Below are 23,984 nucleotides of genomic sequence, written 5' to 3'. Positions count from 1 at the left end.
GGAATGAACAAAACAAAAAACCGCTGGCTGATTGCGCTCGCGGCTGTCGGGATTCACATTTCGATCGGGTCGGTCTACGCGTGGAGCGTGTTCACCAATCCGCTCATTGACGCCTACGGGTGGAATTTAAGCGCCGTGTCGCTCACGTTCAGCATTGCGATCCTGTTTCTGGGGCTGTCGGCTGCATTTATGGGACACTTCGTTGAAAAGCATGGCCCCAGGGTGTCGGGGATGGTTGCCGCAAGCTTTTTCGGCTTTGGCATGATCGGCTCCGGGGCAGCGACGATGATGGAGTCGCTATGGCTGTTATACATAACGTACGGCATGCTTGGCGGCATCGGTCTTGGCATCGGCTACATCACACCGGTATCGACACTCGTGAAATGGTTTCCGGACCGCCGGGGTCTCGCTACGGGCCTTGCGATTATGGGGTTTGGCTTTGCGGCAATGATCGCAAGCCCGGTAATGGCCTCACTCATTGAAGGCGCCGGCATTCCGTTAACGTTTTTCATCCTAGGGGCAGTATATTTTATCGTGATGATGAGCTCGGCGCTGTACCTCGAGCGTCCGCCGGAGGGCTACATGAAGGAATACACGGCTGCTGGAAAGCAGAAGCCGGACCTTGCGCAGCTGACGGCGAACGAAGCAGTCAAGACGCGCCGCTTCTGGTACCTGTGGGTCATGCTGTTTATTAACGTCACGTGCGGGATCGCGATTTTATCGGTTGCTTCCCCGATGGCGCAGGAAATCGCCGGGCTGTCGGCAGCCGCTGCGGCCACCACGGTCGGCCTGATGGGCTTTTTCAACGGCGCCGGCCGCATTGCCTGGGCGAGCATTTCCGACTATCTCGGACGCCCGAACGTGTACACAGCCTTTTTCCTGATTCAAATCGTGACCTTCTTTGCGCTGCCGAACCTGGCCGTAGCGCTGTTGTTCCAGCTGGCATTATTCTTAATCATGACCTGCTATGGCGGCGGCTTTGCCTCCATTCCGGCCTACATTGGCGACATTTTCGGAACGAAGCAGCTTGGCGCCATTCACGGCTACGTGCTGACTGCCTGGGCGGCAGCCGGCCTGGTAGGCCCGCTGCTTGCCTCCTGGATCCGCGGGGTCACCGAGAGCTACGCGCTCACGCTTTCGATTTTTGGCAGCATGTTTATCGTCGCGCTTCTCGTATCGCTCTTAATCCGTATCGATATCCGCCAGCTGAAGCAGGCGACCGCCGAGCCGGCTAAGGCAGAGAGACTTTCGAGTTGATTTTTGCGGCCGCGGCACATAAAATTTAGAGAGCATAAATAGTAAAGGTGAAAAAAATGAACAAATACGAAGCTGAGTTCAGTAATCTGGTCAAGGCGTTCCGAAAACGGCATATGGGCAAAGGGCCGGGCAAAATCAACACCACGTTCTGCAAGCACTGGGCCATCTGCGAGATGGAGGGCAACCTGTCGCCGGTGGAAAAGTTTATCGCTGCCGCCGACAACGGTGAACAGATGCTTCGGGCGGCCCGGACCGAGATGGTGAAGGATATGTACAAAAAGAACCATCCGGTAGAAATGGAAGAATTCCTCGGCAGCACGTTCGTCGATTTGTATGTGGATATTGATATCGAAAAGGATTTCGGCATGTCGATCTTCGTGTTCAGTGACAATATTCAGGAGAAATTTTCTTAAATACACAGGTTAGGCACTTCGCAGCGACCCTGCAAAAGACTCAACCGCTTTGCGCTCCGGGCGATACAGGCTCCGGGGCGTGAGGTGGTTTTTTTATTATTACACATAGAGGAGTTATTGATTATGGGAGAAACCAAGCACCAGGGACCAATGAAAAAAGTCAAAATGCCGGCACCGGAGCACTGGGTGAGTCCGATTCCGTTCGGCCTCGGCAAGGTGAAGCCGAAGCATATCCGGGATTCGATGAAAATCGCCTGGGACAACAAGGACAACCTCGGCTACGCGAAAAACATTATTACGAAGGGCGTCTGTGACGGCTGTGCGCTCGGGGTGTCCGGGCTGTATGACCAGACGCTCAGCGGCCCGCACATCTGTACAACGCGGCTGAATGTGCTGCGGCTGAACACGATGCCAGCGGTGGACGATGAGATTTTAAACAAGGATATTGATGAGCTGCGCGAATACTCTAGCACCGAGCTGCGGGAGCTCGGCCGGGTGCCGTATCCGATGATCCGCCGCAAGGGCGAGCGCAAATTTTCCCGGCTCAGCTGGGACGACGCGATGGATACGATTGCGGATAAAATGAAGGAGCTCGACCCGAAGCAGTATGCGTTCTACTTAACGTCGCGCGGCATTACGAACGAATCGTACTACGTGGCCGCCAAGGTGTCCCGGTTTCTCGGGGCAAACCATATCGACAACGCGTCGAGAATCTGCCACTCGCCGAGTAAGACCGCGATGAAGCGATCGGTCGGAGTCGGGGCATCGACAGCTAACTATCAGGACTGGATCGGCACCGACGTGCTGATGTTCTGGGGGAGCGTGGCGTCCAACAGCTCGCCGGTCTCTACGAAATACATGCTCGAGGCGAAGAAAAAGGGCACGAAAATTATTGTCATCAACCCGTACCGCGAGCCGTCGATGGACGAGTATTGGATTCCGTCAAATCCGGAATCGGCGCTGTTTGGCACCAAGGTTGCGGACGACTTTTACCAGATTAATATCGGCGGCGACATTGCGTTCATGCACGGCATCATGAAGCACTGGTTCGACATGGAGGAAGAGGTGCCGGGATCTGCGATCAACCATGACTTCGTCGACGAGCACGTGAACGGCTACGAAGAGCTGAAGCAGCAGGTAATGGCGCAGTCGTGGGAAGAAATTACAGAATCCTCCGGCGTGACCCGCGAGCGGATCATCGAGCTTTCCGACCTGCTTGCCCGCAGCAAAAACGCCGTATTCGCCTGGGCGCTTGGGCTTACGATGCATTCGTTTGCAACCGACAACATTTCGCAGGTGGCAAACCTCGCGCTGCTGCGCGGCTTTCTCGGCCGTCAGTACAGCGGCCTGATGCCGTTTCGCGGCCATTCGAGCGTGCAGGGAAGCGGAGAAATGGGCGCCGATCCGTTTGTGCTTCCGGGCGGCGACTTTAAAGGCGACAACATCGAACGGATCGAAAAGCTCTGGGGCTTTGACATTCCGAAATGGCAGGGGGACGTCGTCGGCGTGACGCTTGAAAACATCATGCTGCCTGAGGATCACGAGCGCAAAATCAAAATGTACTACCTGTCCGGCGGCAACTTCCTGGAAACGATGCCGGATCCGGATTTTGTGGAACAGGCGCTCTCGGAGCTCGACGTCCGTGTGCACCAGGACATCATCCTAAACACGTCGACGCTCGTGGACGCGAAGGAGGCGGTGATTGTGCTGCCGGCGAAAACCCGCTACGAGCAGGAGGACGGCGGCACGTCGACCTCGACCGAGCGGATGGTCTATTTTTCCCCGGAAATCGAAGGCAACAAAAACAAGATTGAGGAAGCACGGGCGGAATGGAAAATCTATATTGACCTCGCCAGGCGCGTGAAGCCGGAAACGGCACATCTGGTTGATTTTAAGGACGGCTACGAGGTGCGCGAGGAAATGGCCAAGGCGAACCCGAACTACGACGGCGTCCAGCATTTGAAAAAGCAGGGCGACGTGTTTCAGTGGGGCGGCGCCTGGCTGTGCGAAGGCGGAGTCTGCCCGACAACGGATGGACGCGGCAATTTGATTCCGGTCGAAATTCCGGACCTGAACCGGCAGCCGGGGGACTTTTACCTGACGACCCGGCGTGGCAAGCAGTTTAACTCGATGGTGTACAAAAAAACCGATCCGATCAACGGGGCGGAGCGTGATGACGTGCTCATGAACGAAGCGGATGCGAAGGAAAACCGGATCGCCGACGGCGAGGCGGTCGTGCTGTACAACCAGTACGGCGTGTTCCAGGGCCGGGCGCGGATTGCCGACATGGCGAAGGGCAATCTGGGCGTGCATTTTCCGGAGGGTAACTTCCTGCTGCCAAAGGGTCGCTACGAGCAGTTTGCGAAAATACCGGATTACAATATCGGCGTAAAGGTGGAAAAAGCCGAAAAATTCAACGCCCGCAAGGATACCGAGTATTTGGAAAAACGGGTGGATGATCTTGAGGATACGCCAGGGGCGTAAAAAAGAACCCAGGATGAGCTCTTAACCTGAGCAGTCCTGGGTTCTTTTTATTCTTCTGTAATACGTTTAGCACCGACTAAATGACTTTTCCAGTAATCTGTGTATCCAGTATAGTCGACTCCTCTGCTGAGGGTGGCATGAAATAGCGTTTCTTCATCGATGTACATCGAGACATGGTTAATGGAATCATCATTAGTGGTGTCAAAAAAGACGAGGTCGCCCTTTTCGAGTTGGTCTTCCGGCACCTCTACACCCTCCTGGTACTGCTGCCGGGAAGTTCTGGGCAGTGTAATACCATTTTCTGCAAATATAAGCTGAAGAAAGGAGGAACAGTCAAATGTGGACGTGGTATAGGGCGGGGCCCCGAATTGGTAAGGCGTGCCGATATATTTTTCACCGGACTCAATAATATTATCGATCGTATAGGTGGATATGCCTTCCACTAATTCGACACTGTCGGGTGCATCTCCGGGAGCAGCTTCTTCATAGGAAACCTTTACCTGCTCGGATATAGCAGCCGTTCCGCCTAAAATAATGTTGGTATTATACGAGCTGTTTAAATAATTGGTGGTGGAGGCCTGTGCCTGTGAAGGGTGAGAAAGCACAATAGACGCTCCGATTTTATTCGCGAGGCCGGCAGCAGCTACGGCATCAGGATAATCTTCTTCATCGCTTTTTACGGAAGTACCGCGAACCAGCAGATTGTAATTGCCGGGTGAATAAGACGCAGCCGCTTTGACACTTGTTTCGTAACGAGTGTCACCTTTAATTCTTCTTACTTTAATTCCTTCAGCTTCCAATTCCTCGACAACCTGGGAACTGACGGCATTAGTGCCGCCAAAAATAGTGACATAATTGACTGAAGAAGGAAGGTCAGTAGAAAGGCTGTCTTTTTTCGTTAAATAAATAGGGAGGCTGTCATCTACAGCCATGCCGGACGCACTTAAAGCGTCGGCAGCTACTTCCCCGCTGACCAGAATGGCCGAAGAAGCACTAGAATAGCCGGCAGTGTCATTCACTTCTTCCGCTGTTTCATATCTGGTTGCTCCGGATACGCGTTCCACATTGATCCCTGCACTTAGAAACTCCTGTTCTACGCTGGAAGAAAGAGCTGCCTCTCCGCCGAGCAGGTAAACAGTTTTAGCATCAAGTCGAAGAACCTCCTCCATGATACGCGGATCTAAAGAATTAGTTCTGGAAAGCAGGATGGGTGCATCAGCCATTTCCACAATCCCCGCCGAAGCTAGAGCGTCTGCAGGGTGGTCAGATCTGGCAAGGACCACTGAATCACTGTTTTCCCAACCATACTGAGAAATTTCGATAGCGGTGCCGATCCGGTCATCTCCTGAAATTCGTTCAGCTGCTTCTGCTTTAACGCTGATGGAAAGACTCAAAAAAAATGCCACGACAACAGTTATGGCGAACATAGCTTTAATATGTGTATGCATAAAACGCTCCTTATAGTTAGAATACATATTTTTCAAAACATAATGTATTCTAAGCATAAAGGCATAAAGTTAAATTTAATAGTACCACTTTAGGTATTAGGTCTTATTTATTGTTTCATGCAGATGCTATTCATGTTTGTTAACCAACTTCATCAGTAGTACAAATACAGTTACGCCCCTGCCGTTTTGCCTGGTACAGCGCTTGGTCCGCCAGGTCATACAAAGCATGAACGTTTTTTCCGGAGGCCGGGTAGGCCCCGACTCCAATCGAAATGGTGATGAACACGGGAGCGGGGCGCCCGGCAACGATAAACGGGGTTCGGGCAACATCGGCACGGATGCGCTCGGCAATGGTTAATGCGTGCGTTTCATCGCAGTCGTAAAGAATCACGCCGAACTCTTCGCCGCCGATGCGGAAGGCAACATCACCCGGGCGGATTGAAGCAACGATTACATGGCTGAGCTGCTTTAAAACCATATCGCCCTCGAGGTGTCCGTGCGTATCATTGATTTGCTTAAAATAGTCGATATCAAGCACTAAAAGCGACAGGGAGCGGCTGCTTGCGGGATATTCCTCTGCGGCCTGCCCGAGCAGCTCCTGGAAGGCGCGCTGGTTGTACAGCGCCGTTAAATTGTCCCGGTACGCCTGGTACTGGTAGCGGTTAAACATCTGGTTCACTTTATTTAAATGAACAAACATGTAAACAGAAACACCTGTACCTGTAAGGGAGGCGAGGAAATAAAACGCCGAAACAGGAAGCGAGACCGTTAACGGCATCAGTATGGAAAGCATCACTGCCATATAAAGAGTGGTGAGTCCAATCATCCAGGCCGCCCGCCGCCAGATATTTTTCACGGCAGTATGGACGATCCCGCCTGAGACTACGCTTAGAGCAATGAGGAGCAGGGCAGGGAGGGAAGAAGGGCTGAAGTCGATGAGCAGCCGTCCGGCTGCGATAATCATTCCGGTGATAATAGTCGGCACCCAGCCTCCAAAGACAGCCATCAACGTAACCGGCACGAGCCGGAGGTCGATGATAGTCGTCTCGTTCAGCGGAATGGTATAGGCAAGCAGGACAAGCCCCAGCATCCCACTGGCGGCACCGGCAGCTATTTTTTGTTTTACTGGTGAAGCCGTGCTTAAAGGTGTTTTATAAAGCAGGCGGTGAAACAAATAGATAAACGATATAAGAATAGTTATATTAATAAAAAATCCTGACAGCATAGCATCCCCCGTCGCTGCTTGGCCCAAGCTGAACTTTAGATTCAAACAAGAGTTTTATCCCAATGATAGCACCTCTTTGATCCAAAAAAAGGAACAGGAACGAAAAGATGAAAATAAGTAATAACGAACGATACGTTGAAAAGCCCGGGCATTAGTCATAAAGCACTAACACCGTACTTGCTTGACTGGAGCTCAACTATATTCATGGTTCTGCCGATAAAAGACATAGATGTGTAATATTCTATGCTTGGAAAATGCTATGAATTCGGGGTGAACGTGGTGGAGCTTACTTATGAATCGTACAGTCCTGGACTAGTGGTGCTGTCTGTTTTGATTGCGGCATTTGCCTCCTATACAGCCTTTCACGCCGCCGGCCGACTAAAAGCGGCCGGATCGAAGCATAAAGCCGTCTGGGCCATGAGCGGCGGTTTGTGTCTCGGCGGTGGTATCTGGTCGATGCATTTTATTGCTATGCTCGCACTTGATGTGGGCATGCCGGTTACATATGACCCGGGGCTGCTTGTGCTGAGCATTGTGATGGCGGTGGGGGCCAGCTGGCTGGCTTTTCTGATTCTGCAATTTTTCAAACCGGGTCTCCGGTGGCACCTGCTTGGCGCTGTTTTTATCGGAAGCGGCATTGTGTCGATGCACTATATCGGCATGGCAGCGATGCAAATGAATGCAGAGATACAGTACAGCCCGGTACTTGTGACAATATCCGTCGTGATTGCCTATCTGGCATCGTTTACCGCTCTCCGGCTGCTTTCGGTCGTGCCGTCCATTCAAAAACGCCTCTGGAAGGAGATCGGCTTTATCGGAAGTTCGCTTTTGATGGGAGCGGCTATTTCAGGCATGCATTATACAGGCATGGCCGGAGCGTCATTTGAACACGGAAGCGCCGGAATGGCAATGGATGGCACTGCTATTCAAACGGAGCTTTTGTCCATTTTTATCGGTATTGGAATTATGATGATTTTAGTTATTACGACCATTGTGGCCGTTTTTGACCGTCAGATCGAATTTAAGAAAGACGAGCTGGATTACATCGATGATTTGTACCGGGGCATTATTCATACGGCGAACGATGCAATTATTACGTCCAATATGGATATGAAAATTGTATCCTGGAATGACGCGGCGGAGCGTATTTTCGGACATCGGCAGGCAGATATTATCGGCGAGCCGCTTTCAACGATTATTCCAAGTGCGTATCAAAGAAGGGTGGAGTATTTTCATCAAACCGGCGAAGATGTGGAAAGTGCCTCACTCGTTGAGCTGGAAGGGCTGCACTGCAATGGCCGGACGTTTCCGCTCGAGCTTTCCTTTTCCCGGCAGGGGAGCGGGGACCAAAAAGTATATACCGGAATTGTGCGCGATATTTCGGAGCGTATCAGACAGAATGAACGTATCCAGGAGCTGATTTACCGGGATGATTTAACCCGGCTGCCGAACCGGCGCATGCTGAACGAACATCTCACCCATATGCTTGAGCAGCTGTCTCAGGCGAATCTAGCCGTGCTTTTTGTTGATCTGGACCGGTTTAAAAATGTAAACGACGTCTACGGACACCGTATTGGTGATGAGCTTTTAATCATTGCCGCTGAACGGATGAAAAAGCGCCTGCGGGAAACGGATTTTCTGGCCAGGCAGAGCGGGGATGAATTTGTGGTTATTTTGCCGGAGTCTACCGGTTACGGGGCAGGAAACACGGCTCATTCGCTGGTACAGGTATTGAATGAACCGGTCACGATAGAGAAAAATGAATTGTTTATTTCCGCCTCGATTGGCATCAGTGTGTATCCGGAGGACGGGGAAACAGCGGAGGACCTGCTAAAGCATGCCGATACGGCGATGTACAAAGCGAAAAGCAGCGGCGCAAATCAGTATTTCTTCTTCACGGCCGATATGAATGAAGAGGTATCCAAAAAAATGCTGCTTGAGTCCGGACTTAGGAAGGGCATCATCACCGAAGAATTTTTGTTGTACTATCAGCCGCAGGTGGACGTTGTCAGCGGAGAAATAAAGGGCTATGAAGCACTTGTGCGCTGGAGACACCCGGAGCTCGGAATGGTGCCGCCGGGAGAATTTATTCCGCTTGCTGAAGAAACCGGACTCATCATCCCGCTCGGGCGCTGGATTCTTCAGGAGGCGTGCCGGCAGATGGCAGAATGGAAAAAAGCCGGAAGCCCGGTAACCAGAATGTCAGTGAACATTTCCACCCTGCAGTTCCAGCAGCCGGACTTTTTGAATATGGTTATGGAAATTCTTGAAAATACCGGCCTTCCCCCGGAATACCTGGAGCTTGAGCTGACGGAAAGCATTGTGCAGGATCCGGAACGGTCGGTGCCTTTGATGGAAAGCATCCGGGCCAGGGGTATCCGCATCTCTCTTGATGATTTCGGCACCGGCTACTCATCGCTCAGCTATCTGAAGGACTTTCCTTTGAATACACTTAAGATTGATAAATCGTTTATGGACAACATCGAGGACGGGCAGCGCGAGGAAGCGATCGTGGAAAGCATTATCCATATGGCCCAGCGTCTTGGCTTTAACGTGATCGCAGAGGGAATCGAAAAAAGCTCGCAGTTGAGCCTCCTCTCGGAAAAAGCGTGCCAGGAATACCAGGGCTATTACTACAGCCCGCCGCTCCCGGCTGAAGCGATAAACGAATACGCAGGGCGCCGGGATGAAAAATATACGTCTTGAATTTGGAAAGCCCGCGCAGATGAGTCTGTACGGGCTTTTTTTGCGCTTGATCACGTCAGCCGTTCAATTAATTCCCGGTGTTTGGGATATTCAGCGGTAAGTTCGTCACGCGCGAGCAGCTCGAAGTCGGCAAAGTCAAAGCCGGGAACAACGACGCAGCTGACAAGTGCGAACTGCTCCGGTTCGCGGACTTCGGCACCGAAAACAGTTCCCTTCGGCACGATGCCCTGAAGGACTTCGCCATTGGCTGGATTCGGCCCAAGCGTCATAATTTCATGGTGCCCGCTCTCCGGATGAATCATATGCACATCGAGCGGAGCGCCGGTATGGTAGTACCACATTTCGTCAGACTGCAGCTGATGGAGACGGGAAGGCTCCCCGGAGCGGACGAGAAAATGAATACTCGTGTACTGGGCGCGGGTTCTGCCATCAGGCGTAGTGACTGTCTCCTCCGACTTCATCGTCTGCCGGAAAAAGCCGCCCTCCGGGTGCGGTTCAAGCTGCAGTTCTCGGATCCATTCGTCAGCTTTAGTCATAGAGAAGCCTCCCTCTTATTATCTGTAATTTTCTTTATACGTTGCGGGCAGCGTACCTTTTTCGATAAATTCCTGCACCAGCTGTTGAAAGGTCTTCGGGTCACGGGCTTCGATCGAAAGCGTCCGCAGGTGGCTGTAAAAGGAGCGCTTTTCAAATTCATAGGCGAATTTTTCCGCGAATGACTGGGCGACCACCTGGCCGTAGCTCCAGCAGATTTGTTTTTTATCCTCCGGCAGCGAGCGGGCTAACAGCACGAGCGTTTCAAGCAGCATATTGGTAAGAACGGGGTCGTTTTTCACATAAACACTGATGTGTCCAAAGGCCGTATACAGGTAATCGTCAAAATACTCCTGCTTCATGACGACGCGGAGCGCGTTTTCCCCGTCGGACAGATACGGTGTGAACGAGGTGACTTTGGCGATGGAAAGCAGCAGGTCAATCAGCTGATATAGCGTGTCTTTAAGTGTCCCCGGTTCATCGTTGGCTACCGCCTTCACAGCGATATCCTTCAGCTTCTGGACCCCGAATCCGAGATCCTGAATTTCGTTCTGCCGGTCACCGAGAAACAGCATGCGCCGGTATTTCTGCTCATCCACTTCGTCCACGGTGGTGCCCTCGGTCGTCCAGTAGGAAAAGAGTGTCAAATCGGGCAGCAGGAAATCACCGATATTGCAGTGCAGCTGAATTACGAGGCCGTCCTTTTGGGCTTCCTGGATCAGCTTGCCAAAATCGATAATCTGCAGGTAGCCGGACGTCTCGCACGCCACCTTTGTTGCCTGGTCCTGTTTCTCCTGCGGCAAATAGGAAAGGCTGAGGTGGTCCGGGTTGTCGGCCCGGTATTTTTCAAGGTCGTAGTAAAGCGTGTTTAAAATCCGCTCCTCGGACTGTTTTTTCATGTCTGTGGTAATGCTTGGCGGCTGCATCCATTTGGTGGCGTGATTAATAAACAAAATAAAGTTCAGCACCGAAAAGGCCGTCATGAGCACGCCCGCAATTGGAAAAACCGTGTACTGGCTGATGGACGAATCCAAAAAGAAAAATACGATTAGCAGATAGAAGAAACAGAGGTTAAAGATCCCGATTGCGTGCTGGGTGCGGCGGTTGGAAATAAAGTTGAGCAGCACCCGCGGCGTGAACTGGTTCGACATGTTCGTGAGCACCATCAGCATTGAGTTAAAGGTGAACGCGTTGAGCGTCAGCACCCCGGACAGCATGGTGCTGTACATCGTCTGGGTGAGCGAGTACTCTGTCGTGAATGCTGACAAAAGCGTCCATCCCGGCCGGAGGCTGAATTCGATCCAAAACGAGAGAATCGATAAAAGAGAAGCGATAATAATATAAATAGCCGGCAGCACCCACAGGCTGGCGCGCGTTTCGTGCCAGCGCTGACGGGAGGACATGCTGAGCAGCCGTTTTACCGGTGCCGGCATCATGCGAAACAGCATATGAAGCATGGTTTCACCCGCTTTCTTTTTTAGAATTTGTATAATTTCCGCTACAGTTAAGCATAAAGGTTCCGGACGGGAAATGAAATAAGTACCGGAAAATAGGCCCTGTTTCTCCGTCAGCGCCGGGTGGTATATTGAATCGTAATAGGATACATATACAGGAGGAGGAAAACGATGAATATTGCCGTTTATCAGATGGACATTGTGGCGGGAGACCCGGAAGCGAACCGGGAAAAGGTAAGCCGGTGGCTCAGGGAGCAGGAGCCTGGCAGCGTGGATATGGTCATGCTTCCGGAAATGTGGACGACCGCGTATACGCTGCCGGAGCTTCAGGATATTGCGGAGGATCCTTCGGACAGCGAAACGATCCGTTTTTTGCAGGAGGCGGCGAAACACTATGATGTTCATATCATGGGAGGATCGATCGCGGTAAAAGAAAACGGGAAGGTGTATAACCGGGCCTTTGTGATAGATAACACAGGGGAGCTTGTATATGATTATGACAAAATCCATCTCGTGCCGATGCTGAACGAGCCGGCACATTTAAGCGGCGGGCGCGAGCCGGTGAAGGTGTTTGAGATTGACGGAATCAAAATGGGGGTCGTAATCTGCTATGACCTTCGTTTTCCGGAAATTATCCGGAGCCTCGCTCTTCAGGGGTGTGAGCTGCTGTTTATCCCGGCGGAATGGCCGGACAGCCGCCGGAGTCACTGGGACGTGCTGAGTGTGGCGCGGGCGGTGGAAAATCAGATGTATGTCGTGACGTGCAACCGTCCGGGCTCGTACGATGGTATTACATTCGCCGGATCCTCGGCCTTTATCGATCCGTGGGGCAACGTGCTGCAGAAGGGAAGCGTGGACGGCGAGGAAACGCTCCGGGAAACCCTGGATCTCTCCAATGTGGCAGATGTCCGCAAAAACGTACCGGTTTTTGACAGCCGGATGCCGGAATTGTATGAATAAACTTAACTCTAAGCCTTAAAGCCGGACGAGCTTGAATAGCTTCGCCCGCCTGTGGTATAATTCATTTAACAAAAAACGGCCCGTGCGCGAACACGGACCGCCAACAGCAGTACTGACCCTTCAAAGGGGTCGGCTCAGGGAAAAATAAACCACTGGAGCGCTCTAACTCAAAGGTGGTTTATTTTTTTGTTTTAAAATGGACTCTGCTTTTTTCGTTTGCCCGCTTTCCGGGAAAGGAAAGAGCGGAGAAGAGAGATTTAAAATTACACAGATGAAGGATGATTACTATGCCAATATACTGCAAACGGCTCCATAAGAAAGCAGATACGGACGACGGCTACCGGATTTTTGTTGAAAAGGAATGGCCGAACGAAGTCGAAGAGGTGCGTGCCGATATTCATGAATGGGTGGACGGTGTTGCCCCGTCTAAGGAGCTCCAGAAGGCGCTTGAGGACGAACCGAAAAAGTTCGAAAGCTTCAAGGAGGCGTATAAGGCAGAGCTTGAGCAGGATGAGCTCAAACGCGAAGAATTGCAGCGCCTGAAAGAAATTGTGCGGATGCAGGACAAGGACGTGACGCTCGTCTTTTCGTCAGAGGACGTAAAACGAAATCACGCTTGGGTGCTGAAGGAAATTCTCGATCAGCAGCCGGCGCATCCGGACGAGTAATACGAAGGCCCGCCTACAGAAGTCGGGCCTGAAGCGTGGAGACGACGAGTCCCCACGCTTTTTTTGCGGTGCTTTTTCGTCCGACATGGGTGAACGCGTGAATGGTTTTTGGAAACATCTGATACTCCACCGGCACGCCTTCCTGCTTCAAGCGCTCTGCGTACCGGAATGCCTCCCGGGCGAGGGAATCGTATTCCGGGGTGAACACAAGCGTCGGCGGCAGCCCTTCGAGTGATTCCGCACGGAGCGGGGAAATATACGGGTGCGCAGCGCTCTGGCCCGTTTCCAGGTAGCTTGCCGTGAACAGATCCGCCACAAAAATGGGAATCGCTCCGGGGAAGAATGCTTTTTCGCGGGGATCAGTCGCAAGGTCGAGAATCGGCGAGTCCAGAATTTGAACTGCGGGCATCGGCGCCCCGGTGTCGCGCAAAAGCAGCAGCGTTGATGCTGCAATGTTTCCGCCGGCACTGTGTCCGCCGAGGGCGAAGCGTTCCATATTCAGGCCGAGCCAATCCTCATGGGCATGCAGCCATGCGATCACGTCCCGGATTTCAAACAGGGAAAACGGAAACCGGCTGCGCGGGGCCAGGTGGTAATCAATATTTACGACCACACAGGGGGTCAGCTCGGCGACATAGCGGCCCCAGCCTTCATCGTCGGCGTAGCTTCCCATGAAAAAGCCGCCGCCGTGCAGATTCACAAACACCGGAAGAGCCGTACCTTCAGCTTTTTCGGGATAATAAATGTGGACGGGCGTTGCCCCGGCAGCCGTTTCAACAATGTAGGAATCAGTGCGGACCGCCTCTGTCGCAGGCGGGGTAATATGGGTCGGCGAATAACGGCGTAGTCGTATTTGAAATGCGCGCAGAAGCGCGGTCAACAGGTAGGTTCTCCATACGGGCATCGGTGCCACTCCTTTCTTCTCTCTACGTACCTATTCCTGCCGCAGCCTTTTGTTAAGCTGAAAATTGTCCAGCATAAAAAATCAGCCGGCACTCGTTAAGAGAGTACCAGCTGATGCTGCATTATTTTCGTTTAATTCCAATGGAGCGTCCGGCTTTAGCCGGCCAGTTATCCGGAGGGAGGACCGGAACGCCGGCAAACCCCTGCTGAAGCGTTTCGGGAAACGAGGCGGGCCGTCCGGCGGACTGATCCATTCCCATCACCATTTGTTCGCTCGTAGCGATTGTTTCATTTTTAGCGTCAAGCATCTCAAACCACAGATGCAGCCGCTTGGCGTCCTGATCAAGGACCGCCGCTGATACGGCGAGCGGCTGATCCTGATGGGCCTCCGCCAGATACATCAGGTGCGTTTCGAGGGTAAATACGGTGTACTGCTCCTGTTCGATAAAGCGGGCAGTCAGGCCTGCGTCTTCAAGCAGCGCGTCGAGGGCCCGGCTGAAAACTAAAGCGTAAGCGGCGTCATTCATGTGTCCGTTATAGTCCACCCATTCCTTTTCTACGCGGCCGTTCCAGACTGTATGGTTATTTGTCATGGCTGTGCACCTTTTCTGCCGGCCAGTAGCTGCCATCGTGCAGCAGGTTCATGAGCTTTAAAAGAAATTCATCGCGGCGCTCTTCAAGCTCGGCGACGCTTTTATCCCCGGACTGTTCCTTTGTGCCCTCGATCACTTTTTCGCTCAATTCAGGAGTGAGCTCCGGGGCTTCGAGACTGGTCCACGGTGCTTTCAGGGCCGGACCGAACTGTTCGAGCATGTGGGTCATGCCTTTGTCACCGCCGGCCAGATGGAAGGTCAAAAACGGTCCCATGAGTGCCCAGCGGAGACCGGCGCCGTAGACAATCGCTTTGTCGACTTCTTCGGTGGTGGCATGGCCGTCGTTCACAATATGAAGGGCTTCCCGCCAGAGGGCTTCCATCAGCCGGTCGGCGATATGGCCGTCCACTTCGCCCTTCATGACAAGCGGCTTCATGCCGGCAAGCTCATATATTTCCTGGGCGCGTGTCATTTCGGTACCTGTCGTCTGCTCGCCGCCGGAAAGCTCCACAAGCGGAAGCAGGTAGACGGGGTGAAACGGGTGGGCGACGATGACGCGCTCCGGATGGCGGGTACAGTCGGTCTGAAGCGTCGTCGGCTTGTAGCCGGACGTGCTTGAAGCGATTATGCTTTCGGCTGGCGCGTGTGCATCAATCTGGGCGAGCACGCTTCGTTTAATGTCTTCGCGTTCAGGCACATTTTCCTGAATAAGGGCAGCGTCTGACACAGCGTCTGAAATGTCAGTCGTAAATGTAAGCTTATCGATGGAGGCATCGTCGTGCATGCCGTTTTCCTTCAGCTTCGGCCAAAGCGATGTAACAGTGCTGCGGGTTTTTTCTTCGGCGCCGTCCGCCGGGTCGCAGGCAATAACGTGAAAGCCGTGCGCGAGGAAACGGGCGATCCAGCCGTTGCCGATCACGCCGGTTCCGACGACGGCAATAGTAGTTGTTGTGGGATTCATGAGGTCCTCCTAAAAATTTAAGATTGTTTCGTCAGGCCGAGCGTATCGCGCGCTTCCTGCGGGGTCATTGGTTCTACGTTCAGCGTCTGCAGCAGCTGCACAGCTTTGTCGACGAGCTGGGCATTCGTGCCGAGCACGCCTTTTTCGAGATAAAGATTGTCCTCGAGGCCGACGCGGACATTCCCGCCAAGAAGGGCTGCCTGGGCGACCATCGGGATCTGCATGCGGCCGATGCCAAACGCCGACCAGTTGGCGCCTTCCGGCAGGTGATGCTTCATGTGAAGCATCGTTTCCGCGTCTGCTTCCGCGCCCCACGGAATGCCGAGGCAGAACTGATAGAGCGGGTCGCCGTCTACGAGGCCTTCGCGAACGAGCTGGTTGGCAAAGCGGACGTGACCGGTATCAAAGCACTCCATTTCCGCCTTCACGCCGCTTTGCTGGATCAGCGATGCCTGCTCACGGAGCCAGCCGGCCGGACCGAGATACACCTGGTCGCCGAAGTTCAGGCTGCCGCAGTCAAGGGTGCAAATCTCGGGGAGGAATTTCCCCACGGGGAGATGGCGCTCCTCCGGGGTCTGCACAAACGTGCCGTCACCGCCGGTGGCCGGGTGCTTCTGATCGGGCACAAAATCGCCGCCGCCCCCGGCTGTGAGGTTTAACACCACGTCGGTTTCGCTTTCGCGGACGCGTTCCACGACCTCCTGGAAGAGGGCGGGGTCAAAGCTGTAGGCCCCTGTTTTCGGATCGCGGACGTGAATGTGTGCGACCGCGGCTCCTGCTTTGGCTGCTTCGATGGCGTCACGGGCGATAGCTTCCGGCGTGACCGGCACATGCTTGCTTTTGTTTGTCGTTTCTCCGGCGCCGGTGACGGCGCTTGTAATGATTGTTTTTTGACCCATTATTTATCTTCTCCTTTATCGTTTCTCTCTATTGGAACAGCGTCGAAAATATCTCCGCTTTCGAAAAATTCAACGAGACGGCTGATCCAGTTATAATACGCGACCCATTCGTCGAGCTCTTTGCGGAGCTCGGCAATTTTTTGGTCTACCTCCGCTGAACCATCGCTTGCAGCAGCGACCTCATCGATTTCGCGCTGCAGCTTGTTGGCAAACTGCCGGTTTTTGCTGATCACTTCCCGCCAGTTTGTCGTAAACAGGGACACAAACGTCTGCACATAATCGTTTTCCACATTATAATGCTCCTTGCGGCTGCCTTTTACGTGCTCTTTTTCGGCAATGTTTAACGAAATCATCTGGCGCATCACCTGGCTCATCCGGGTCTTGCTCATTCCGGTTGCTTCGGCCAGGTCATCGAGCGTCATCGGCTCGCGGTTCATGTAAATAATGCCGAGCAGCCGGCCGATCGTCGATGATACGCCGAACGTATTCATATTGTCGGAAATGCGGTCGGCAATCTGCCGTTCGGTTTCATTCAATTGTTCAAGCAGCTGGTTTTTATCCCCTGAGGCACTCATGGCGCTCCCCCTTTATAAAGCTTTCTCTGTTTTCCACGCGTCTAACTGTATCACGTTTCAAAAAAAAGACAAAAATGCAGGTTGGGGTCACTGAGGGCGAGAAAGGAAGGAAATATAAGATAATGAATCATAAACTCTGTGCAATAAAAATTGCATAGATTTTACACGGGTTTTTGACGGCTTACGCGTTTTTTCTTTTCAGAGGGCTTTCTCTATAATAAAGGACGTTGTGAACGACTGCAGCGGAAAGACTATGGAGGAGGTACATACATAATGAGAAAAATGACGACTGTGTTAAAAGTGTCGATCGTTCTTATCCTACTATTCTTAGCATTCGGCGTATTTTTTACAGCGCAGCTTGAAGCAGCAATGACTGCTGCCCAGGCGTTTGTATTTGTGCATTTTGGCTGGTATTTTCAGATTTTAGTGACGCTTCTGTTAATTTTCGCCGTTTATCTGGGCTTCAGTAAATACGGAAAGGTGCGGCTCGGAAAGCCGGACGAAAAGCCGGAGTTTAACCGGCTCACCTGGTTTACGATGCTGTTTTCTGCCGGTATCGGAATCGGGCTGCTGTTTTACGGTGTGTCCGAGCCGATCGGGCACTTCTCGAGCCCGCCAAACGGCGAGGGCGGCGCGGAAAGTGATGCCATCCGGGGCGTTTCCTCGACGTGGCTTCACTGGGGACTGCATGCCTGGGCGATCTATGCGCTGGTGGCGCTGGCGCTCGCTCTGCAGCAGTTCCGCTATCAGGCTCCGGGGCTGATGAGCACGACGCTCCGGCCGGTGCTCGGAAAATATGCGTACGGACCGGTCGCGAACGTTGTCGATATCATTGCTGTTTTTGCTACACTGTTCGGAGTTGCTGCCTCGCTTGGACTAGGCTCCCAGCAGATTAACGCCGGCCTTCAGTTTATTTTCGGCGTGCCGTACAATCTCGGCGTGCAGTTCATCATCATGACGATTGTGACGATTATCTTCGTGACGTCAGCAAGCACGGGGATCCAGCGCGGCATTAAATATTTAAGTAACATCAACCTGAGCCTGACCGGCATCCTGCTGCTGTTTATGCTGATCGCCGGACCGACGCTCTTTTTAATTAACATGTTTGCTTCCGGTCTGTCGGATTACGTCCAGAACTTCCTCGGATGGGGGCTGCGCATGGATCCAATTGATGAGCAGGAAGCAGCATGGACCCAAAACTGGACCGTCTTCTACTGGGCCTGGTGGATTTCGTGGACACCGTTTGTCGGTATGTTCGTTGCCCGGATCTCAAGGGGACGGACAATTCGTGAATTTATGGCCGGGGTGCTGCTCGTGCCGTCGATTGTTTCGTTCTTCTGGTTCAGCACGCTTGGCGGAAGCGCGATTTTCCTCGAGCTGTTTGAAGGACGTGAGGTATCATCGCAGTCGCTCGAAACAGCGCTGTTCTACGTGCTTGAGACGTATCCGCTCGGAGGCATTATGTCCGTGTTTGCCATCATCGTGGTGACGATCTTTTTCGTAACCACGGCCGACTCTGCGACGTTTGTGCTCGGGATGCAGACAACCGGGGGCAGCCTGAACCCGCCGGTATCGATAAAAATTATGTGGGGCGTATTCTTCGTCTCCGTCACCGCAATTCTATTAGTGGTTGGCGGCTTGAGCGCCTTCCAGACTGCCATCGTGGTCAGTGCGCTGCCGCTTTCAGTTATTGTTATTTTAATGTGCGTGGGCATTGTCAAGACCTTAAATCTCGACCAAAAACGCGGCAAATAAGCGCGGGCAGGAACGCAGGCTGCGTTCCTGCTCTTTTTTACGTTATAATATAGTTTTGTCTGAAAATATGTATGGGGGGAAGAACGTATGAAAAATATAATGTACATTATTATCGGCACGCTGCTGTTTGCGCTCGCGGTGACGCAGCTTGCGATGCCAAACTCCATTGCCGAGGGCGGCATCGTCGGGATGTCCCTGTTAATTTATTACGGACTCGACATTTCGCCGAGTATTTCAACACCGATTATTTTTATTCTTCTGCTTGGGGTCGGAGTTCGTTATCTGCCGCGCCACATGGTGTATAAAACGATTTTTAACGTGGCACTGTTTTCAGTGTTCATCTGGATTTTTGAAGGCATGTATGCCCAGCCAATGGAGGATCCGCTGCTTGCTGCGATTTTCGCCGGGGCGATTACCGGTGTCGGCTTTGGTTTTATTTATCAGGCCGGAAGCTCTGTTGGCGGCACGTCCATTATCGCCCGTGCCTTTAACCAGCAGCTTGGCTGGGACCTGACCGGCATGACGCTCGTCCTGGACGCGCTCGTCGTAATTGCAGGGATTTTCATTATCGGGCCGGTATCTACGATGTATACTCTGATTACGCTTTATATTGGAAAGGTCGTCACTGACTTTGTGCTCGGCGGCTTTGATTCGAAAAAAGCGCTCAATGTGGTATCGCCGTATTCCGAACAGATTTCGGAGCGTATTACGAAGGAGCTTGCCTCGAGTGCGACCGTTTTTGACGGCCGGGGAGAATATATGAAGGAGCAGCGCCGGGTGCTGTATATTGTTATCCATTCGCACCGTCTGCTTCGTTTGAAACGGGTTATTAAAGAAGTGGATCCGAATGCGTTCATCGTCGTCCATAACGTCAAGGACGTATCGGGCGGAACGTTTTCGATCGGCCATGAGGAAGTGCGCTCGTAGCATGCGTATCGAAAAGCAGGTGGAGGGCCGGATGCGCGACGGCACCGTGCTGCGCGCAGACGTGTACCGCCCAGACGGGACCGGAAGCTGGCCGGCGCTTCTGCTCCGGCTTCCGTATGACAAAACGACCCGTCATTACCGGGACACATTTGTGGATGTGGAACGACTGACAGCATCCGGATACGTGGTCGTTATTCAGGACGTACGCGGCCGGTTTGCCTCGGAGGGAGAATTCTATCCGTTTATATATGAAGCCGAAGATGGATATGATTCGGTGGAATGGGCAGCGCGCCTCCCGGAGGTGAACGGGCGTGTCGGCATGATCGGCATGTCGTATCACGGCTTTACCCAGGTGGCAGCGGCGGCCGTTCAGCCGCCGTCGCTTGAGGCAATAGCACCGGTGATGGCATTTGCGGACGGCTGGAGCGCGATGCGTGGAGACCGGGGCGTGTTTGAAATCGGCAAATGGCAGACATGGGTCGCTGAATCGATGCTTCCGGATCACCTGGAGCGGCTGGAGGGTCCTGAAGGACCGGCTCGTATCAGCGGATATCTTGAAGAACTGCCGGCCTGGCTCGGGAAAGGGGAACCGCTCATGTGGCCCCCGGTTACAGTGGCCGGCCTGCCGGTGTACTATAACGACTTTCTGCTCGGAAAGGCTTCTGAAGACACCAGGCAGCGCATGCAGGCAGCCCCGGACAGCATTAAAGCGCCGGCGTTGTTTCTTGCCGGGTGGTATGACTGCTTTCTTGAGGAAACCATTGATTTATATGAGAGAACGGCTGGTCCCTCGGAGCTCTGGATCGGGCCATGGACGCATGAAGATCAGAGCGGCCAGGCGGGAAACGTGTTTTTTCCTGATGCGCAGGTGGATCGTACCGCGTTGTTTCTGCAGTGGTTTGACCGCTGGCTGAAGGATGAAAAAACACCATCCGGAGACCCGGTGCATTATTACGTCATGCACGCCGGCGAATGGAGAAACGGAACGGAAATACCGGAGGGGCAGCCGGAGAAGACATTTTACCTGAACGCTGCCGGCCTGCTTTCCGGAAAATCTCCGGGGCAGGCATCCAATATCCGGGTGGAGCATGATCCGGATCACCCGGTACCGACGAGCGGCGGGAATATTTTAATGAGCGGATTTCCGGCAGGAAGCTTTGATCAGCAGGTGATACAGGCGCGGAGCGACGTGTTGGTTTATACGAGCGAACCACTGCAGGAAGACTGGGAAATACTTGGCACCGTGCAGGCGCGTCTTTCGATGAATGCGAGCCGACCGGACATTCCGATTGGCCTGCGGATAAGCGAAGTTCAGCCGGACGGAAGTGCATGGAACGTCGTGGATACCGTGGAGGCGCAGCCGGAAGCGGCAGGAAAGCGGGTCATTGATATCGGCAGAACCGCATACCGGCTTTCGGCGGGGAACCGCCTGCGTATGGAAATATATTTGAGCAGTTTTCCCCGTATTGAAAGCTGGCGTGACAGTATCTGGGTGGAGGTTAATGGAGATTCGCAGCTGCGTATAACGGCTGGAGGGCCTCCCGTTTTTCCGAATTGATGCATACATTTTCAGGTAGATGGGAATAGTCATATTACGCATTCCATATACTTAATAAGGAGGCGTATAAATATGGAACTATACAAAAACATCTTAATCGGCGTGCATCCGACGGCAGGCGTGCCGGAGCATGTCGTACAAAAAGGCTGCCAACTGGCCGAACTTCACGGAGCAAAGCTTTATCTGGCATCTATGGTTGAGGAAAAAGGCTATGGCCCGTTTGCCCAATACGGATCAGATGTTTTAAAAAAGGCGGAAAAAGAAGCAGAGGAAACGCTTCACACCGTGAAGCAGAAAGCAGAGTCTCACGGGCACGGGAAGCTCGATGCGAAGCTGATTGTGGAGCACGGGGCTCCGACGCAGACGCTGCTGCAGAAGGTAGTGCCGGACTATCAGATTGATTTGGTGCTGCTTCCGCAGACGAGCAAGAATAAAATGGACCGCACGCTGATGGGCAGCTTCTCGGAAGCCGTCGTCCGTTCGGCCAGCTGCGATATATTGATCGTGGACAGTAAAGAAGAAAAGTAGTATGTACTGGAAGCCGGGAGCTTCCAGTTTTTTTATGGAATAATTTGCATATTATATATTGATTTTAATAACAAACTAAAGTAGTGTGAATATATACCTAATATGCAGCTGAATACTAAATGACAAATAAATACGAGGACGGGCGGTGGAGATCATGACGGAGAGGCTGATCAAAGACTTACGACCTGAAGACGTGTTGGGAGAGGATGTATACAAAGGAAGCACCCTGGCGTTAAAAAAAGGAAAGGTATTAACGAAGGAATGGATCGACAGGCTGCACAGGTGGGGCATTGAAGCAGTGGAAATTCAACACGGTAACGAACCAGTGGAAACAGGAGCGCAGATGAGTGAACAGGAGTTAAAACGCCTGTTTTTGGAAAACGTGATCGGCCTCGGCAACGAATACCGGTTCGGTTTTGCACTGAATGACCTGGAGCACTATGAATGGCTGGAAAATTTATTTTGTACCATTATAAAGGAACCGAAGGTGAAGGCGCTGATGGATAAGCTGCAGGACTGGGATCCATACACGTACCAGCATTCGTTTGATGTATTTATTTTAGGGGCCCTGCTGGCCCGCGAATCTGGTTTTCCAAATGTGCGTGAATTTGCAGTCGGCTGTCTTCTTCATGATGCGGGGAAGCTGAAGATGCCACAGGAGATACTATGGAAGAAAGGTGCCCTGAACGGCTCTGAAATGGCGATGGTTCAGACCCATCCGTCGGCCGGATACGAATTGCTTAAAGAGTTTAAATTTTCGGAAAATATTGCGGTGATGGCTCGTGATCATCATGAGCGTTTAAACGGCAGGGGATATCCCTATGGTATTGCGGGAAATGAGATATCGCAGCAGGCACGCCTGATTGGCGTATTGGATATATATTCCGCGCTGTCGCTCGACCGGCCGTACAGAAATGCAGTTTGTCCCCATAAAGCCATTCGGATTATTCTGCAGGAGGAGAGCGTGGACGTGAAATATGTGGCCAGGCTGTGTGAAACCCTGGAAATTTTTCCGCTGGGAGCTACGGTGGAGCTCACAGACAGACGCACTGCTACCATTATTAAGATTGATGATAAGCTTCCGACCTTTCCTCTTTTGAAGGAAGAGGGCTCGGCTAAGGTATTTTACGTGCCGACAAACCGCACGCTTCGCATCAGGCGCATGCTGATCAGACAACAAACAGAGCAGTAGCTGATTCTTTACAGGATCAGCTTTTTTATTTGGGAATAGCACCCCGGCGTTTCTGCCGGCAGAGGTACAAGCAGTCATTTGCTGACGGGAGGGCTGTATTTCCGCTGGTAGTACCTGGTGAAGCCGATAATTAACGGCACCAGTAAAAATGTCGGGAGCAGCCAGATGAATAACGATACTTCCTCGATGTTTAACAGCTGCGGTGCCCCGAACACCGTGAAAGCCGTAATCGTGGCAATGGAGCAGCCGATCATACTGCCTAAATGTTCGTAAAGCCAGTGCATTCGTTCGGCCGGGGGACGAAGCCAGTAGTACAGCTGCAGACTGCCAAGAGCGATACCGATGAGGGGAAAGTAGGTAATGAGAGCAATGCCCTGCACGAAGCCGTATAGGCAGGCTGCCAGTCCGGAACCGAGAAGAAGGAAGGAAATGCCGATATCGACAGGGTGACGATGAATCGCTTTTCGTTTTTTGAAACGAAGCACTCTCATGCCGTGCCAGGCAGTGGCAATGCTCAATACAGCGATAAATAAGAGAAAGTAGGAAAAGGCATCTTCGCCGGGTGTGCGGCCGCTAGAGACAAACAAAGGGTAAAAGGAAAGATGAAAGGCGGTAAAAGCGACAGTCATCATAGCAAAAACGAATATCCATCCTGCGCGCCTGTGCGTGCGCCCTCCTTTTTTCGTAACCAACGGTATCCAAAACACGCCGAGAGCCAGAAACCCTGCAGTGATATGGACAATCAGGCTGCCAGTAAACATGCCGAAGCACCCCTTCGGTTTAGTTTGAGAATCCCCGTGCCGTTTATTTACTACTTTCGTGAAAAAAAGCAGAATTCCTGTAACAGACTTAAAAAGCTTTTGTAATATGGTAACGGCACCACCCGGAACGAATAGCAAAGAGAAGAATGTCTCTAAGCCGTTCTGCCCGGGAAATTCATGAAT

21 protein-coding genes are annotated in these 23,984 nt (G+C 52.5%); 11 read left to right on the top strand and 10 right to left on the bottom strand.

Translation table 11 applies throughout. The annotated features are described in order from the left end of the window. Window positions 1–3: 3 nt before the first annotated feature. The 3 genes from ACTRXI_RS06275 (at window position 4) to ACTRXI_RS06265 (ending at window position 4,154) form a co-directional block, all read left to right on the top strand. Window positions 4–1,257, top strand: a complete 1,254-nt coding sequence (locus tag ACTRXI_RS06275) for an L-lactate MFS transporter (RefSeq protein WP_474261604.1) — start codon at window positions 4–6, stop codon at window positions 1,255–1,257. Between the two features lie 56 nt (window positions 1,258–1,313). After that, window positions 1,314–1,670, top strand: coding sequence for a Na-translocating system protein MpsC family protein (locus ACTRXI_RS06270; RefSeq protein ID WP_474261603.1), 357 nt, complete (start codon window positions 1,314–1,316; stop codon window positions 1,668–1,670). A gap of 123 nt (window positions 1,671–1,793) precedes the next feature. Next, window positions 1,794–4,154: an FdhF/YdeP family oxidoreductase gene (locus tag ACTRXI_RS06265; RefSeq protein ID WP_474261602.1), complete on the top strand. Its 2,361-nt coding sequence runs from the start codon at window positions 1,794–1,796 to the stop codon at window positions 4,152–4,154. A gap of 47 nt (window positions 4,155–4,201) precedes the next feature. On the opposite strand, the gene ACTRXI_RS06260 is transcribed toward ACTRXI_RS06265, so the two are convergent. Together ACTRXI_RS06260 and ACTRXI_RS06255 are read right to left on the bottom strand one after the other, a co-directional pair. Beyond that, window positions 4,202–5,602: a cell wall-binding repeat-containing protein gene (locus ACTRXI_RS06260; RefSeq protein ID WP_474261601.1), complete on the bottom strand. Its 1,401-nt coding sequence runs from the start codon at window positions 5,600–5,602 to the stop codon at window positions 4,202–4,204. A gap of 139 nt (window positions 5,603–5,741) precedes the next feature. After that, window positions 5,742–6,827, bottom strand: coding sequence for a GGDEF domain-containing protein (locus tag ACTRXI_RS06255; RefSeq protein WP_474261600.1), 1,086 nt, complete (start codon window positions 6,825–6,827; stop codon window positions 5,742–5,744). 243 nt (window positions 6,828–7,070) lie between these two features. On the opposite strand from ACTRXI_RS06255, the gene ACTRXI_RS06250 reads away from it, so the two are divergent. Further along, window positions 7,071–9,533 carry a bifunctional diguanylate cyclase/phosphodiesterase gene (locus ACTRXI_RS06250; protein WP_474261599.1) on the top strand — a complete coding sequence of 821 codons (2,463 nt, stop codon included), beginning with the start codon at window positions 7,071–7,073 and terminating at the stop codon, window positions 9,531–9,533. 50 nt (window positions 9,534–9,583) lie between these two features. On the opposite strand, the gene ACTRXI_RS06245 is transcribed toward ACTRXI_RS06250, so the two are convergent. Both ACTRXI_RS06245 and ACTRXI_RS06240 read right to left on the bottom strand, forming a co-directional pair. Next, window positions 9,584–10,069: a cupin domain-containing protein gene (locus ACTRXI_RS06245; protein WP_474261598.1), complete on the bottom strand. Its 486-nt coding sequence runs from the start codon at window positions 10,067–10,069 to the stop codon at window positions 9,584–9,586. Window positions 10,070–10,087: 18 nt separating this feature from the next. Next, on the bottom strand, window positions 10,088–11,524 hold the full coding sequence (locus ACTRXI_RS06240; protein WP_474261597.1) for a DUF2254 domain-containing protein: 1,437 nt from the start codon (window positions 11,522–11,524) through the stop codon (window positions 10,088–10,090). A gap of 168 nt (window positions 11,525–11,692) precedes the next feature. Between ACTRXI_RS06240 and ACTRXI_RS06235 the strand changes: the two genes are divergently transcribed. Both ACTRXI_RS06235 and ACTRXI_RS06230 read left to right on the top strand, forming a co-directional pair. Next, window positions 11,693–12,481, top strand: a complete 789-nt coding sequence (locus tag ACTRXI_RS06235) for a carbon-nitrogen family hydrolase (protein ID WP_474261596.1) — start codon at window positions 11,693–11,695, stop codon at window positions 12,479–12,481. Window positions 12,482–12,768: 287 nt separating this feature from the next. Continuing rightward, a complete protein-coding gene (locus ACTRXI_RS06230; protein ID WP_474261595.1) occupies window positions 12,769–13,149 on the top strand; it encodes a DUF488 domain-containing protein in 381 nt (126 codons plus the stop codon). Window positions 13,150–13,162: 13 nt separating this feature from the next. Here the strand turns inward: ACTRXI_RS06230 and ACTRXI_RS06225 are convergent, their stop codons facing one another. The 5 genes from ACTRXI_RS06225 to ACTRXI_RS06205 all read right to left on the bottom strand — a co-directional run bounded on the left by ACTRXI_RS06225 (window position 13,163) and on the right by ACTRXI_RS06205 (window position 17,080). Further along, window positions 13,163–14,053 carry an alpha/beta hydrolase gene (locus ACTRXI_RS06225; RefSeq protein ID WP_474261594.1) on the bottom strand — a complete coding sequence of 297 codons (891 nt, stop codon included), beginning with the start codon at window positions 14,051–14,053 and terminating at the stop codon, window positions 13,163–13,165. Between the two features lie 121 nt (window positions 14,054–14,174). Beyond that, window positions 14,175–14,645 (bottom strand): thioesterase family protein, encoded by a 471-nt coding sequence (locus ACTRXI_RS06220; RefSeq protein WP_474261593.1) that lies wholly within the window; start codon window positions 14,643–14,645, stop codon window positions 14,175–14,177. After that, window positions 14,635–15,606 carry a 3-hydroxyacyl-CoA dehydrogenase NAD-binding domain-containing protein gene (locus tag ACTRXI_RS06215; protein ID WP_474261592.1) on the bottom strand — a complete coding sequence of 324 codons (972 nt, stop codon included), beginning with the start codon at window positions 15,604–15,606 and terminating at the stop codon, window positions 14,635–14,637. The genes ACTRXI_RS06220 and ACTRXI_RS06215 overlap by 11 nt, the downstream gene beginning before the upstream one ends. A gap of 17 nt (window positions 15,607–15,623) precedes the next feature. Then, window positions 15,624–16,505, bottom strand: a complete 882-nt coding sequence (locus ACTRXI_RS06210) for a beta-keto acid cleavage family enzyme (protein ID WP_474261591.1) — start codon at window positions 16,503–16,505, stop codon at window positions 15,624–15,626. Next, the gene (locus ACTRXI_RS06205; protein ID WP_474261590.1) at window positions 16,505–17,080 is read right to left on the bottom strand and encodes a GbsR/MarR family transcriptional regulator; all 576 of its coding nucleotides are present in this window, start codon (window positions 17,078–17,080) and stop codon (window positions 16,505–16,507) included. Before ACTRXI_RS06205 ends, ACTRXI_RS06210 begins: the two co-directional genes overlap by 1 nt. Before the next feature lie 273 nt (window positions 17,081–17,353). Here ACTRXI_RS06205 and ACTRXI_RS06200 point away from each other — a divergent pair, with 273 nt between their 5' ends. The 5 genes from ACTRXI_RS06200 (at window position 17,354) to ACTRXI_RS06180 (ending at window position 23,040) form a co-directional block, all read left to right on the top strand. After that, window positions 17,354–18,835: a BCCT family transporter gene (locus ACTRXI_RS06200; RefSeq protein WP_474261589.1), complete on the top strand. Its 1,482-nt coding sequence runs from the start codon at window positions 17,354–17,356 to the stop codon at window positions 18,833–18,835. 87 nt (window positions 18,836–18,922) lie between these two features. Beyond that, window positions 18,923–19,762 (top strand): YitT family protein, encoded by an 840-nt coding sequence (locus tag ACTRXI_RS06195; RefSeq protein ID WP_474261588.1) that lies wholly within the window; start codon window positions 18,923–18,925, stop codon window positions 19,760–19,762. Window position 19,763: 1 nt separating this feature from the next. Next, window positions 19,764–21,320: a CocE/NonD family hydrolase gene (locus ACTRXI_RS06190; RefSeq protein ID WP_474261587.1), complete on the top strand. Its 1,557-nt coding sequence runs from the start codon at window positions 19,764–19,766 to the stop codon at window positions 21,318–21,320. Window positions 21,321–21,392: 72 nt separating this feature from the next. Beyond that, a complete protein-coding gene (locus ACTRXI_RS06185) occupies window positions 21,393–21,848 on the top strand; it encodes a universal stress protein (protein WP_474261586.1) in 456 nt (151 codons plus the stop codon). A 154-nt stretch (window positions 21,849–22,002) separates the two neighbouring features. Next, complete coding sequence (locus ACTRXI_RS06180; protein WP_474261585.1) at window positions 22,003–23,040, top strand: HD-GYP domain-containing protein; 1,038 nt, start codon at window positions 22,003–22,005, stop codon at window positions 23,038–23,040. Between the two features lie 74 nt (window positions 23,041–23,114). Here the strand turns inward: ACTRXI_RS06180 and ACTRXI_RS06175 are convergent, their stop codons facing one another. Continuing rightward, complete coding sequence (locus tag ACTRXI_RS06175) at window positions 23,115–23,801, bottom strand: DUF2306 domain-containing protein (RefSeq protein ID WP_474261584.1); 687 nt, start codon at window positions 23,799–23,801, stop codon at window positions 23,115–23,117. Between the last annotated feature and the right edge of the window lie 183 nt (window positions 23,802–23,984).

Source organism: Marinococcus sp. LNHM4E3-1 (genome assembly GCF_056034405.1).
This window is presented reverse-complemented; position numbering and strand designations above follow the sequence as displayed.